Source organism: Pseudomonas sp. PDM15 (assembly GCF_014851565.1).
Taxonomy (GTDB): domain Bacteria; phylum Pseudomonadota; class Gammaproteobacteria; order Pseudomonadales; family Pseudomonadaceae; genus Aquipseudomonas.
Window position 1 is genome coordinate 668860 of record NZ_JACVAA010000002.1, and the last position, 14912, is coordinate 683771.

Below are 14912 nucleotides of genomic sequence, written 5' to 3' on the forward strand. Positions count from 1 at the left end.
CTCGCGTTACTCCATGTAGCCGAGCATCTGCAGTTGGGCCATCAGCTTGTCCTTCTCGTCGTCGGCCATGCCCTCGGCGTTGGCGTCCTTGTTCACCCCGCGGGTGGCTTCGCCGATGCGGATCGGGTTCTGGTTCAGCCACGGCTTGATGAACATGTCGTTGGCCACCTTGCCCTCGAAGTCGCCAGGCACTTCCAGGCCCTGGCTGTAGAGCAGGGTCGCGCCGACGTCGCAGATGTGCCGACGCTCGATCTGTACGCCCTTGCGAATGCCTGGGCCGCAGGCGATGAAGATGCCGTCCGGGTGGTGGGTACCGGCCGGCTCTTCACGCGGCTCGACGATCGGCAGCTTGTTCTTGATCGAGACGAAGCCGAAGTCGCGCAGCACCAGCAGCAGGTCCGGCGCGTCCATCATCGCCGGGCCGGCGAAGACTTCCTCGCGCAGGTGGATTTCGGCGACGATGCTCTCGCCGGTCACCGGGTCCTTGAGCGCCTTGATGTCGAGGATCAGTTGCTCGCGGAAGGCCTCGTAGTCTTCCGGCTTGATCCCGGTCTCGCCCGGATTGCGCGCCACGCGGATATTGATGCCGTTGCTCGACGGAGTGCGGCAGTAGGCGGTGGTCTTGGTCCAGTCGAGGTTGGCGAACATGCTGTCCTCGCGACGCTTGGCGGCCTCGGAGTCCGGATCGAGCACTTCCTTCCAGTGCAGGTAGCCCTTCTCGAACAGCCAGGCGTTGATCCGCACCACCTCGGTGGTGGCGGTGAAGCCGTGGTCGGAGGCCATGAACACCTGCACGTCCGGACCGGCCATGGTCACCAGTTCCTCGATGAAGCCATCGAGCTGGCGGAAGTAGTCCAGGCACAGCTTGCGCATGCGCTTGTGGTAGTCGCTGACACCGTCGTGCTGCAGGGCCGGGTCGAGGAACAGCCAGGCCTGGTGCTGCAGCTTGTCGACACCGTCGAACATCACCGCCATCAGCTCGGGCGCCTCTTCCTTGAGCAGGAACTTGGCGATCTCGAACCACTGCTTCTCGCGCGGCAGGTGGTAGCGCACCCAGTTCTCGCGATCTTCGTCGGTGAGGTCGTTGACCGCCTGCTTCTCCTGCTCGAAGTCCCAGGCCAGTTCCTTGGGATCGAAGCCCGGCAGGTCCTGCTTGAGGCGGTCATAGAAGTTGGCCGGCACGGTGTTGCGACGCAGGTGCCGCCACGGGATGAAGCCCGGCACCATGAAACCGTTGAGGTCCTTGGGTGGCGGCGCGGTGAACGGCAGGTTGAGCACGGCGACGCGGCGATCCTGGCGGCTGGCGATCGACCAGATGGTCTCGGCGCGGTTGTCACGCGAATCGTAGAGGGTGAAGAACACGTCCCCGTTCTTCTCCTCGGCGCGGATGAAATCCAGCAGGCCGTGGTTGCCCGGGCTGCGCCCGGTCATCAGCGAGACCCAGGCCGGCGGGGTCAGCGGGTTGGGCGTCGAGCGCAGCTTGGCGCGGGTACCGCGGGCCATGAGGCCGCCGAGGAAGGGCATCACGGCCGGCTGGCCGTCCTTCTCCACGCAGAGGTCATCGAGGATGGTGAAGGTGCAGCCATCCATGCCGATGAAGAGGGTACGAGTGGTCATGCCGGCACTCCTGTGAGTTTTTCGTGGACGAAATCGATCAGCTGCCCGATGGAGAGATCGTCGACGTAACTGCCGTCGTTCATCAGCAGATCCTGGAAGCCCATTTTCGGGCGGTTGTAGTGCTCTTCGATGGCGACGATCAGCTGGATGATGTCGACCGAGGCGAACTCCATGTCCGCCACCAGCCGGGTCTCGGCACTCAGCGGCGCGTCCAGCTCGATACCCCAGTCCTGGGTCAGGTCGGCAGCGATGTGGATCAGGGTTTGCTCGATTGCGCTCTTGCTCTCAGCCATTGGCCACTCCGTATTCCGCTACTTCTAGTTCGGCCCCGGCCAGGGCGATCAGCCGATCGCCGTGTACCTCGAAGACCACACTCACACATGCCGGCGCCAGGCTGGCGTCTCCGGCGAAACTCACTTCGGCCAGGTCACCGGTCTCGGCGAACTGCACCTCGAAATCCTGCGGCGCACCGCGCAGACCACAGCCCAGGTACTTGGCGGCAGCCTCCTTGGCGCACCAGGTACGCAGGGTCAGCTCGCCCTGCCAGGCCGGATCGACCGCGGCCAGCACTTGCTGCTCGTAAGCGGTGAACGAGCCGGCCACCAACTCCGGGTGTTGCAGGCGACCCAGGCGCTCGGCGTCCACGCCCACGGCGCCGACCGGCAGCAGGGCGGCCAGGCAAACATCGCGGTCGTGGCTCAGCGACACGGCCGGCGCAGCCAGCCAGGGGCCGTTCCACCAGCCGTCAACGAACGGCGCGCCCAGCGCGTCGTGATGCACGCTCACATCCGCCGGACAGAGCAGCTCGCCGGTCTGCTGGTAGATGAAGTAGCGGGTCGCTTCCTTCAGGCACAGGCGACCATGCAGCCACTCGCGGGCACGGCGGGTCTGGCGTACGGCTTCCCACTCCTCGCGCTCGTCCAAGGCCAGCACGGCGTGGGCGAGAATGCGCAGGAAGATCGCCGCCGACTGCTTGCAGAAGTCCTCGGGCAGCTGCTCCAGCTGCCACAGCAGAACCCCGGGCGCGCTAGTGGCCAGCGGCGCGCCGAGCCAGCCGTTCATGGGCTCGCGACGCAGCTGGTAGAAGGCGTTGGGCACCGGGAAGAACAGGTTGGCGAAACCGCTGGCATGCAGCAGCAGGCGGCCCTCGTGCAGGCAGTCGAAAGTCCAGGTGCGCGGTGCATCCAGGCCGGCGTTGGCCGCATCGACCGGGCGCTGGCGACCACGCAGCCAGGCGCCGGACAGGTCGGCCGGGGCCGGCGCGTGCAGTTCGATACGGGCGATATGCGAGGGGAAGCTGTTGAAATCGGTACCAACCTGCTGCGCCAGCCAATAGGCGGCCAGCTGGCCGAGGGCGTCCAGCAGAACCGGGTTGAGTACCAGGGCACAGGGCTCGCCGTCATGTACGAAGCCGTCCAGCGAGCAGTTGGCGAGCTGGGCGTCGATGCCCTCCTCCGCCCAGGCATGGATACCGGCAATGCTCTGGAACAGCGGGCCGTGGAACATGCCGGTGCTGTACAGCTCGTGGTCCGGCCAGCGGTAGCCGATGCCGCCCTGCAGCTCGGCCAGCGGGGTGCCGGTGAGCGCTGCGGCAAAGCGGAACTCGGCGCTCATCACCAGGCTGCCGGCGTTGTGCAGCTCGGCCCGGTAGTGGTTGTCGGCGACGCGTTCGGCCTGCACCTGCAAGGTCAGCTCGCCGCGATCCAGAGCCACCCAGTCGAAGGCGCGCACGTTCTCGATCAGGTTGATCGCCACGCTGCCGGCCAGCAGCGCGCAGGCCTCGGCCATGATCTCCAGACTGGCCATCATCGCCACGCAGGCCAGGCCCCGCAGCTCGGACTGATGGTAGGAACTGGGGCCGGACAGCACGTGGTCGGAGAGGAAGCGGTCGGTGGACCACAGGGGGCACTGGGCGCTGAGCCGCTCGCCCTGGCGCTGGATATCCACCAGCAGCGGCGCCATCGGGCTCGCAGCCAGCGGTTGCGCAGGCACGGCCGGCTGGAACAGTTCTCGCAGCAACTCGCCGAGCGCTTCGTTCACATGCACCACCGGCATGGTGTTCTTCACCAGCATGCCGCGCTTGGGCTGCGGCAACGGCTGGTCGAGGTCGAGCACGCGGCAGGCGATGCCGCGATAGAGCTTGCCGAGGTCCACTGCCTTGCCGTTGGCGAACAGGCTGCCAAGCAGGTTGAACAGCTGCTCCACGCCGCTGCGCTTGCGTGCGTTGGAGGCGATGGCCAGGTACTCCTCGCCGCCGAGGATGTCGTTGACGAAGCCGGTCAGGTTGCCCGAAGGGCCGACCTCGACGAAGTAGCGCACACCATCGCGATGCATGTTGGCGATGGTTTCGCGGAAGCGCACGGTGTTCGACCACTGCGCCGCGGCCAGCTCGCACACCGCCGCCGGGTCGGCCGGGAACAGGTCGGCGCTGGCGCAGGAATACAGCGCGGTCTTCGGCACCTGCAGGCCGACATCCTGGTAGTAGCGATGGAAGGCCGTGGTCACCGCGGCGAACAGCGGCGTGTGGTAGGCGCGGTCGAACGGCAGGATCGAGCAGATGCCACCCTCTTCGCCGAGCAGCTGCAGCAGGGACTCGATGGTGGCGCGGTCGGAGAACAGCACCAGCTGGTTCTGGCAGTTGTCCATGGCCACCACCACCGGTTCGCTGCGGGCGGCGATATGGCGATCCACCACCTCGCGCTTGAGCGCGCCGACGGTAAGCAGCGCGCCGGTGGCAATGCCACCGCCGTCCAGCACGCCGCGGTAGACCTTGTTCAGTTCGCGGATGAAATCGGCCAGTTGCTCTCTATTGGTGAAGGCGATGGCACCGCTGGCGGCCAGGGCCGAGGACTCGCCGGTGCTGTGGCCGAGCATGGCATCCGGCTCCACGCCCAGGGCGCCGAGCAAACTGAACAGGGCCTGACTGGCGACGAACACCGCCTCGGAGCCCACGTCCATGTCGAACAGGCGCGCCTCCAGGCGCTGGCGCAGCTCGTCATCCAGCTCGCTGGCCGGCGGGAACAGCATGTCGGTGCGGGTCGAGCCAGGTTGTTCGTCGTACAGGCCCTGCCAGAAGTCGAACCACTCGCGCACTTCGGGGAACTGCTGGGCCAGGTCGGCCAGCATGTTCAGGTATTGCGAGCCTTCGCCGGGGAACAGGAAGGCCAGCTTGCCCTGCAGCGGCTGGCTGCTGAATACCAGCCCGGTGCGGGTCATCCAGCGCGGGCTCTTGGCCTCGGCAATCTTCTTCGCCGCTTGTTGCAGCTTCTTCGCCAGCTCGGCCACATCGCCGGCCAGCACGGCCAGGCGCACCGGCTTTTCGGCGCTGTCACGGGCGGCCAGGGTGGCGGCCAGATCCAGCAGCGCCACGCCGGGATTGTTCTCTATATAACCCTGTACCTGCTGCAACTGGGCCAGCAGTGCAGCCTCGTCGGCGGCGGCGAACACGCACAGTTCGCACTCGCGGCGGGCGAAGCTCAATGGGCGCTGGGCGGCGGCTGGCGCCTCTTCCACCACCGCGTGGGTATTGATGCCGCCGAAGCCGAACGAGTTGATGCCAGCGCGGCGCGGATTCTGCGGCTTGGCGATCCAGGGCTTGCTGGCGGTGTTGACGTAAAGCGGCGTGGCATCGATGCCCAGGGCCGGATTGACCGTGCCGCACAGGGTCGGCGGCAGCACCTTGTGGTGCAGGGCCAGGCTGGTCTTGATCAGGCCGGCGATGCCGGCGGCGGGGATGCAGTGGCTGATCATCGACTTCACCGAGCCGATGGCCACGCTGCCGAGCAGGCCCTGGCGCTCGCCGAGCACGCTGCGCAGGGCGGCGATTTCGGTCTTGTCGCCGAGCGGGATACCGGTGCCGTGGGCTTCGATAAGAGAGATGCTGGCCGGATCTACACCGCTGCTCTCATAGGCACGGCGGATCGACAGGGCCTCGCCCTCCTCGCTCGGTGCCAGCAGGCCGGTGCCGCGGCCATCGCTGGCCTGGCCGATGCCACGCAGCACGGCATAGATGCGGTCGCCGTCGGCCAGGGCGTCATCCAGGCGCTTGAGTACCACCATGCCCAGGCCTTCGCCGAGCAGGGTGCCGTCGCTGCCCTGCTCGAACGGGCGCACCTTGCCACGACCACTGAGGGCGCCGAGCTGGGTGAAGATCACCGACACCTCGGCCGGCAGCGAGGCGTTGACCCCGCCGGCGATCATCAGACGGCTGCGCCCGCTGCGCAGCTCGTCCATGGCGGCGTTGACCGCCAGCAGCGAGGACGAACAGGCGGCGTCGACTATGTAGTTCGGCCCCTTGAGATTGAGGCGGTTGGCGATGCGCCCGGTCATCACGTTGGGCACCAGGCCCGGGGCAATGTCGGTGTTGGACGGCGGCAGCTGTTTTTGCAGCGCAGCGCGCAGGCGCGCCAGGTCGTCCGCGCCCAGGCTCGGCTGGGCGGCTTTGAGCAGCTCCAGGGTCTGGTCGAGAACGATGTGATTCTGGATGTGGCTGACCTGGCCACGGTGCAGGTAGGTGCTGTGGCCGAGGATGATGCCGGTGTCGCGATGGTCAACGCCGTCGTCCGCATAGCCGGCATCCTGCAGGGCATCGAAGGCCACCTTGAGGGCGAGGAACTGGTCCGGCTCACCGCCGTCCACCGAGTTGGGCATGATGCCGAACTCGCGCGGGTCGAAGCGGTACAGGTCGTTCAGGTAGCCGCCGTGTTGGGTGTTGATGCGCCCCGAGTCCAGGTAGCGCTGCGCCTCCCACTCGTTCTGCGGCTCGCCGACGGCATCAAGGCCGGCCAGGATGTTGCGCCAGAAGCCGGCCAGGTCCGGGGCCTGCGGGAAGATGCAGGCCATGCCGATGATGGCGATAGGCGCGTTGCTCATCACTCGGTTTCCTTGCGCAGGTGGGTGCCACCCAGGCGATTGAGGCGCGCATCGACGATGCATTGCAGGTCTTCGATCAGCAGCAGCAGGCGGCCCTCGTCGTCGCTGAAGAACACGTTGGCGCGCACCTGCTGGGCTTCGCCGGGCAGGCACTGGAAGTCCATGTGGAAGCGCTCGGGCAACTGCTCGACGTAGCGAATCACCCGGCCGAACTGGGCCGGCAGCGCCGATCCGTCGTGGAAGGTGCGGGCCCAGAGCAGGGCCATCTGCGGCGCGGCGTCGAGCACCGCCGGGTCGATGATCCACTGTTGTTCGGCGCGCCCGCCGGCCAGCCACTGCTGCGGCGAGCTGGGGCACATCAGCGCCGCCGCACCCTGGCTGGACAGGCCGCTGATGCCACGGATGACCTGGAAGCGCGGGCCGTGGAACAGCCACTCCTGGTAGGCCTTGGCCACCGGCAGCTCGCGCTCGCGGTACTCGCCGATCGAGTGGCGCGGTGCATCGGGCAGCTGCTGGGCCATCTTCACTGCGGCGCGGTAGTGCATGCGCTGCTGCTTGCCGCTGCCAGAACGAATGCTGAAACTGGCGTCGAAGCCTTCGCTGCTGGCATAGGTCGGCGGGTTGATCAGCAGCGACAGGGCCTGGGTCGGCTCACTCAGCTGCACACCCTTGAGCAGGCGCAGCTCGGCCACTTCGGCGACTATCCAGCCCGGCCACATCAGGGTGGCAGCTTCGGCGATGATCTCCAGAGCCACGGCGGCCGGCAGTACCGGGATGCCATCGATGCAGTGCTCCTGCAGGTAACCGTGGCTCGCGTCCAGTTTGAAGTGCAGGACCTGAGTGCCCTTCTCGCCATCCTCGATGCGGCACTGGGTCAGCAGCGGTTGGCGGGCGGTCTGCAGGGCGGCGCCGGCATCTTCCTGCCAGCGGCCGACCTCCGCCTCGTGGCGCTCCCAGGGACCGTCGCCGGCCACCACTTCCACCGCGTGCCCGGCCTTCAGACGCAAGGCCTCGTCGAACAGGCGACGGCCCTGAGCAGCACCGACCAGGGCCACGCCCTTGTCGGCGAATTTCTTCTCGGTCTCGGCAGTGACCATGCCGGCGCCGAACAGGGTCGGCCCCCAGGGGCCCCAGTTCAGCGACAGCAGCTTGACCTGGTTGTCCCACAGGCTCTGCAGCTGACTGCACAGGCGGCTCATCAGCTCGTTGGCGGTGGCGTAGTCGAGCTGACCGCTGTTGCCGTAGCGCCCGGCCACCGAACTGAACACGCAGAAGAACTGCAGTTCTTCGACGCGCACCAGCTTCTGCAGCAGGAGCATGCCCAGCACCTTGGTGCCGACCACGCGCATCCAGCTGTCGGGGGTCTTGTCTTCCAGCAGTTTGTCTTCGATCACCCCGGCGCCGTGCACCACGCCACTGAGCTTGCCATGACGCTGGCGGATGCCGTCGATGGCGGCAGCCAGGGCTGCCTCGTCAGTGGCGTCCACCGCCAGGTACTCGACCGTCGCGCCACGGGCGCGCAGGTCGGCGATATTGCTGTGCATCTCGCGCAGGCCGATCAGCGCAGTGATCCGGCGCTGCATCTCGGCTGGGGTCAGCTTGAGGCGGCCGGCGCGCACCTCGCCGATGAAGTGCTGGCGCAGCTGTTGCTCGCCCTGCAATGCCGAGGTGTCGGCGCTCTCTTCCTGCAACGGGCTGCGCCCGGTCAGCACCAGCACATTGCCGGTGCGGGCGATTTCGCGCAGCACCTCGGCGGTGATGCCGCGGGCACCACCGGTGGCCAGCACCACGGCGTTTTCCAGGTTGGGCAGCAGGCTTTCGGCGGGCACCTGCTCGGCCTGGGTGCGGAACACGGTACGGCGGCCGGCCGGATAGCCAACCTCCTGGCGCCCGCCGACCAGCTGCAGCTCGGAGGTGATGATGGCCAGCTGTTCGGCGTCGCTCAGCGTCGGGTCCAGGTCGATTGCGCGGGTGCGCAGGGCTGGCCGCTCCTCGCGTATCGACTTGACCAGGCCGCTGCCACCACCCTGCAGGCTGAGGCTCTGCCGTTGTTCATTGGCGCCACGGGCGAACAACCCGCCGAGGGCGCTGAGGGCGACCACATGGGCATCACTGCGCAGCTGCGCGGCGAGCGAGTGAAGGATCAGGTACAACGACTTCTCGTTGACCAGCAGCTCGCGCTGCCAGGCCTCCAGCCCGGCGTCCAGCGCCAGGGCCTGGGCGCCCAAGGCAGCCAGGTGGACGATACCGGCGACCTGCTTGTCCGGGTTGGCTGCCGTCTCGCGACACCAGCTGGCCAGCGCCGCCTCGTCGGCCAGCAGGCCGGGGCTCAGCAGGGACACCGTGCAGCCGCGCTGCTCCAGCCATTCCTGCAGGCGCAGGGCCAGGCCGTGGTCGTCGGCGGTGAGAATGAAGTAGCCAGGCTCGAACTGGCGCAGGGCCTGCTCGGGGATGGCTTCCTCCTCAGGTACCACGATATGCCGAGGCGAGTGGCTGGCCGCAACCGGCACAGTCTTCAGGCTCGCCTCGGCAGACTCAAAAGGGACGGCTACCTCACCGACCTTGAGACCTTCGAGCATCTTCAGCATGTCGGCCAGGGTCGCTCGGGTATTGAGCTGGCTGCGGGCCTCGCCCAGGGCGCTGCCGTAGGCCGGCGGCAGGGTCTGCAGCAGGGCACCGACGATTTCCACGCGCTTGATCGAGTCGATGCCGAGATCGGCTTCCAGATTCTGCTCCAGGCCGACCATGTCGCTCGGGTAGCCGGTGCGTTCCTCGACGATGGACAGCAGGATGTCCTTGATCTTGCCGCCATCCACCTGGGCCGCCGGCGCAGCCGCAGGGGCCGGCGCGGCAACGGGTGCTGCAGCGGCAACCACCGGAGCTGCAACAGGTGCCGGTGCAACAGCAACCGGCGCTGGCGCGGCAACAGGGGCCGGAGCCACACGAGCGGCGGGCGCGGCAGCCACCGGACGGCGCGGCGCCGGTGCAGCGGCAGGCATGCTGCGCGGCATGGCAGCCGGCAGAGCACCGCCGGCCATAAAGGCGTTGAGCACGCGCTCCTGGGTTTCCAGGAACTGGCGCATGGTGGCGAAGTATTCCGCCATCACCGATGACATTTCGTCACCTTGGATTGCCGTGGGTTCGGACATGACCAGCCTCTCCTTGTGTCGCGGTGCAGCCGGGGCTGCGCTATGGGACAGGGTTGCGGGATTGCGATTGAGCGGAACCACCACCGGGTGTAGCTCCGTGACGGAACTGGAAACGGGCAGTACCTCGCCTTGCAGCACGCCGATCTGCCGCGGCGCCTCGCTGGCACGGCGGGCGCCGCTGCCATTGAGCAGCCAGGCCTGCTTGGGCAGGCTGGCGTCGCGCCACAATCCTTCGAGACGGCCGTTGGCGCTGGGTTGGCAGGCGCGACCGGCGAACAGACGCTGGGGCTGGAAAGCCACGCCGAGGCCATGCAGACGCGCCAGGGCCAGCAGCAGGCTGGCGAGGCCACCACCGCGCTCGTCCAAGGCCACGGCCTGGTGCGGTTTACCATCGAGAATGCGACCGACCAGGCGACTGAGCACGGCCTTGGGCCCGACCTCGACGAATACCCGGGCACCAGCCGCATACATGGCCTCGATCTGAGCGACGAACTCCACCGGCTTGACCAAGTGCTCGGCCATGGCCTGCTTGACGCGTGCCGGCTCGGCGGCATGCAAAGCGGCGCTGGCGTTGGAGTAGACCGGCAGGCGCCCGGCCTGCCAGGGCGCGGCCTCGATGGCGGCAGCCAGCAGGCCCTGGGCCGGGGCAACGAAGGGCGAATGGAAGGCAGCGGCTACCGGAATCGGGCTGGCATTGATGCCGGCCTGCTGCAGCACTTCCAAGGCCTGGGCGATGCCGGCGCTGGAGCCGCTGATGATGCTCTGCTCCGGCGCATTGTGATTAGCCACCAGCAGTTGCGGAATGGCGGCGATGGCCTGCTCGACCTGGGCGCGCGGCGCCTGGACCATGGCCATGCTGCCCAGCTCGCTACCGGCGCTGGCGGCGGCCTCGACGATGAAGCGGCCACGAGCCTCGGACAGGCTCATCAAGGTCGCGAAGTCGATCTGCCCGGCCGCGAACAGGGCGACGAACTCGCCGTAGCTATGGCCGGCAAGCATATCGCCGGACACACCCAGCTCACCCAGCAGGCGCAGCAGGCCGGCTTCTACTGCACCGAGGGCCGGTTGGGCCACGTCGGTGCTGGTCAGCGCGGCGCTCGCCGCCTGGCGGGAAGCTTCGTCATAGCAGGCGCGCGGGTGGATGAACTGGCTCAGCGGCTTGCTGGCGAAACGCTCGGTGCCGGCGGCCAGCAGGCTGTCGGCCTCGGCCAGGGTGTCGGCGACGACCGGGAAGAGCACGGCCAGCTCGCGCAGCATGTTGATGTTCTGCGAGCCCTGGCCAGGGAACAGCAGGGCTACCTGGCCCGGTTCAACGCGGCTGTCGCCGAGGACGATGGTCGGATCGATCAGCACCTCGCCGGCCAGACGCTGCTGGGCCTTGGCCAGTTTGTCGGCCAGCTCGTCCAGGCTGCCGACCACCAGCGCCAGGCTGTGCTCGCCCTGGCCGAGGTTGTCGCTCAGGTAGCAGGCGATATCGCGCAACGCCACCTTGCCCGGCGCCGCCAGCTGCGCCTGCAGCTGGGCCACCTGGCTCTGCAATTGTTCACGGGTACCGGCACGCCACAGCAGCAGCTCGGCGCTCCAGGCGTCGCTGACACTCTGGGTCAGCCAGGGGCGGTACTCGCCGGCATACTCCTCAAGCACCGCATGGAAGTTGGTGCCGCCGAAGCCAAAGGCACTGACTGCGGCACGGCGCGGCTGCTGAGCGACGGCCAGCCAGGGCTGCGCCTCGTCGAGTACGCAGAGCGGGCTGTCGTCCTTTTTCAGCACGGCGTTGGGCGACTGCACGCCCAGGTGCGGCGGCAGCACCTTGTGGTGCAGCGCCAGAGCCGCCTTGATCATGCCGGCTACGCCGGCGGTTGCCTTGGTGTGGCCGATCATGGTCTTCACCGAGCCGACCACTGCCTGGGACGGCCGGCTGCCAACCTCGCGCAGCAGCGAGGTGGTGCTGTCCAGCTCGGCGGTGTCGCCTGCCACGGTACCGGTGCCGTGGGCCTCGAACAGGCCGACGCTGTCCGGACCGAAACCAGCCTGTTGGTAGGCACGGCGCATAGCGCGCAACTGACCAGCGGGCAGTGGCGCGGTAAGGCCCTTGGCCTTGCCATCGCTGCTGCCGGCCATGCCCTTGATCACCGCGTAGACGCGGTCGCCATCGCGCTCGGCATCGCTCAGACGCTTGAGCGCCAGCATGGCGATGCCTTCGGAAATCACGATGCCATCGGCCGATTCGTCGAAGGTGCGGCAGCGGCCGCGCGGCGACAGGGCCTGGGTCTTGCTGAAGCACAGGTAGCCGAATGGGCCTTGCACGGTATCCACGCCGCCGGCGATGACCAGGTCGCTGCGCCCGGAGAGCAGCTCGTTGATGCCCTGGTAGATGGCCGCCAGGGACGAGGCGCAGGCCGCATCGGTGGCGAAGTTGACGCCGCCGAAGTCCAGCCGGTTGGCGATGCGCCCGGCCATCACGTTGATGAGGATGCCGGCGAAGGTGTCTTCGGTCCATTGCGGCAGGCGCCCGGCGATCTCGCCCGGCAGGTCGCCCTTGAAGCGCGGCAGCTCCGAGCGCAGGCCGTACTGCATGCCGACGTCGCCGGCGCCACCGCTGGCACCGATGATCACAGAGGCCTTCTCGCGGTTGAAGCCGCGCTGCTCGTAACCGGCGTCGGCCAGGGTCTGGCGGGCGATATCCAGGGCCATCAGCTGCATCGGGTCGACCGACTCGATGGACTTGGGCGGCATGCCGTAGCGGGTCGGGTCGAACACCAGGTCGTCGAGGAAGCCGCCCCAGCGCGAGTAGATCTTGTCCGGCGCGCTGCGGTTTTCGTCGAAGTACAGGCGCCAGTCCCAGCGGTGCGAGGGGATCTCGGTGATCGCGTCGACCTTGGCCAGGATGTTCTGCCAGTACTCGCGGGTAGTGCTGGAGCCGGGCAGGATCGAGCCCATGCCGATGATGGCGATGTCGGCCGGCTCGCTAGGCTCGACAGCTGTTTCGAGCTGGGCCTGCTGGTAGTCCTCCAGCAGGGCCAGGGAGTCCTCGGTGACACTGCGGTGCAGGCTGGCGACGTCGGTGATGGCGTCACGCAGGGTAGCGACCTGACCGATCATGTACATGCCGTCGGCCACCTGCTCGGCGACAGAAAACTCCTTGAGCGTGCCCTCCTCGCCCACCCGCATGCTGCCCTTGGAGGCCAGGCGCAGGCGACCGAGGATCAGGTCGTCGAGCTGCTCGCGGGCCTCGTCGGCCGGCACCGCCTGCTGCTTGAGTTCATTGCGCCGCGCGAAGAAGGCGGCGGCAAAGGGCGTGTAGGCGCAGCGGCTGGCATGGCCGGTACCCGATTCCAGGTTGACCGTGCGCGCGCACTCGATGGCCTGCTGCTGGAAGCCCTCGACGATGGCGCCGGCACCGACGATTTCGCGGGTGAACAGGTAGGCACTGCCCATCAGCATGCCGACCTTGACGCCCTTGGCCAGCAATGGCGCCGCCATGGTCTGGACCATCGCCGACGAGCGTGCATCGTGAATGCCGCCGGCGAACAGCACCTGGATTTCCTCTGCCGGCACGCCCAGGCCGATCTCCTCCAGCAGGCGGTCGATCATGCTGCTCCACAGCACGAAGCTGCTTAGCGGACCGACGTGACCACCACACTCGCGGCCCTCGAAGATGAAGCGACGGGCGCCTTCCTTGAGAAACATCGGGATCAGGTTGGACGAAGGAACGTGGAGGAAGGACGGGATGCCCGACTGTTCCAGGCGCACCGCCTGGTCCGGGCGCCCACCGGCAATGATGGCGTAACTCGGCTGGTGCGGCTTGGCGGCGGCGATCTGTTCGTCCAGCAGGGTCTGCGGGGCGAAGCCGAGCAGGCCGATACCCCAGGGCCGACCAGCCAGCAGCTCGGCGGTCTTCTCCAGCAGGCCAGCCAGCGGCTTGCCCTTGAGCAGAGCCAGGGCGAGCATCGGCAGCGCACCACCCTCGGCCACCGCGGCAGCGAATTCGGCCTTGTCAGAGACCCGACTCATCGGCCCCTGCACCAGCGGCAGCGGCAGGCCCAGGGCCTCGGCCAGCGGCGCCTGCTGGCTGCGCATGGCGCGAGCGCTCAGGGCGATCTGCGGATTGTGCCGCACAGCCGAATCCATGGCCTGGAACAACTGGGCGACGCTGCCGTACTGCTTCTGCCAGGCGGCGGCGAAGGCCACGTCCTGCCCCAAGGGCAGCAGGCCGGCGGATGGGTTGCGCCACTCCACCTCGGCCAGCAGGCGCTCGCGCAGCTGCGCGGGCGCAAGGGATTCGGCATCGGCGACGAAGGCCCTGGCGCGCGCGAAGCCCGGGCGCGAAAGGATGCGGCAGTAGCAGCCGAACTCACCATTGCCGGCGGCGACCGTCTCGCTGCCGGACAGGTTGCGCAGATGCGGTTGCAGGTCTGCAGCGACCGGCGACTCCTGCAGCAGCAGGACCTGGCTATCCAGCGCCACGCCAGCGAAACCGGCCAGGGCAGCGGCAGCAGCGGTGTGCGGGGTGATGCCACCGCGCAGGTACAGCGGCAGATCGCTGTGAGTACGCCAATGCTGGGCGAGGATGAAGCTGCTGCTCTCGCCGACGAAGCCGGCGGCCTCGTAGCCCTTGAGCAGGAGGCCATCGATACGCGAAGCGATGGCGGATTCGAGGGGGTCGTTGTCGCTCAGCTCGAGCAGCAGGGCCGGGCCATCGGCTGACAAATCCGCCAACCAGGCCTGCCAGGCGACCCACTGCTCGCGACCAAGAATCAGCAGGCGCAGACCGTTGCCGGCGTGTGCGAGGAGATGCTCGGCCAGGGCCGCATCGAAGCCCCCCAGGCGTACGCCGAAGCCATGCTCGCCAGCATGACGGCTCAGCAGCTCCAGCTGCCCGATGGCCGGTGCAGCGCTCAGCTCCAGATCCAGCACCCCGAGGCCACCGGCACGGGAGGCGGCAATCGCCAATGCAGGATGCTCCAGACCAGCAGGAGACAGCAGCAGTTTGCGCAGACCGGCGCGATCGAGGATGCCTTGCATGACGTAGCCCTTTACGAGGCCAAGAAACCCCGTGCGGCGGATGGTCCGCTCACGCTCGGGGGCCAATTAGCTAGCAGCGACTACCTGTTGAGCATCGGATGCAAGAAGCGGGCGAAAACCCGAAAAGGCACTTTGACGGCTCGACTGTCCCTACCCTGCAATCCTTTGCATTCAGCCTCGCCACGCTCATGGACGAGCGTCACTCCAGCAGCACGCCGTGACAGAAGCGTGACGCGAAGGCATGAACAC

At 67.7% G+C, this 14912-nt stretch carries 4 protein-coding genes; all 4 read right to left on the minus strand.

From position 1 onward, the window contains the following. Window positions 1–6: 6 nt before the first annotated feature. From IB232_RS07300 to IB232_RS07315, 4 genes are read right to left on the minus strand one after another with little or no spacing between them, the layout of a single operon-like run. On the minus strand, window positions 7–1617 hold the full coding sequence (locus IB232_RS07300; RefSeq protein WP_192397850.1) for an alkaline phosphatase family protein: 1611 nt from the start codon (window positions 1615–1617) through the stop codon (window positions 7–9). Further along, complete coding sequence (locus tag IB232_RS07305) at window positions 1614–1910, minus strand: acyl carrier protein (protein WP_192321644.1); 297 nt, start codon at window positions 1908–1910, stop codon at window positions 1614–1616. Before IB232_RS07305 ends, IB232_RS07300 begins: the two co-directional genes overlap by 4 nt. Then, the gene (locus tag IB232_RS07310) at window positions 1903–6489 is read right to left on the minus strand and encodes a type I polyketide synthase (protein WP_192397851.1); all 4587 of its coding nucleotides are present in this window, start codon (window positions 6487–6489) and stop codon (window positions 1903–1905) included. Before IB232_RS07310 ends, IB232_RS07305 begins: the two co-directional genes overlap by 8 nt. Continuing rightward, window positions 6489–14663, minus strand: coding sequence for a type I polyketide synthase (locus IB232_RS07315; protein WP_192397852.1), 8175 nt, complete (start codon window positions 14661–14663; stop codon window positions 6489–6491). Before IB232_RS07315 ends, IB232_RS07310 begins: the two co-directional genes overlap by 1 nt. Between the last annotated feature and the right edge of the window lie 249 nt (window positions 14664–14912).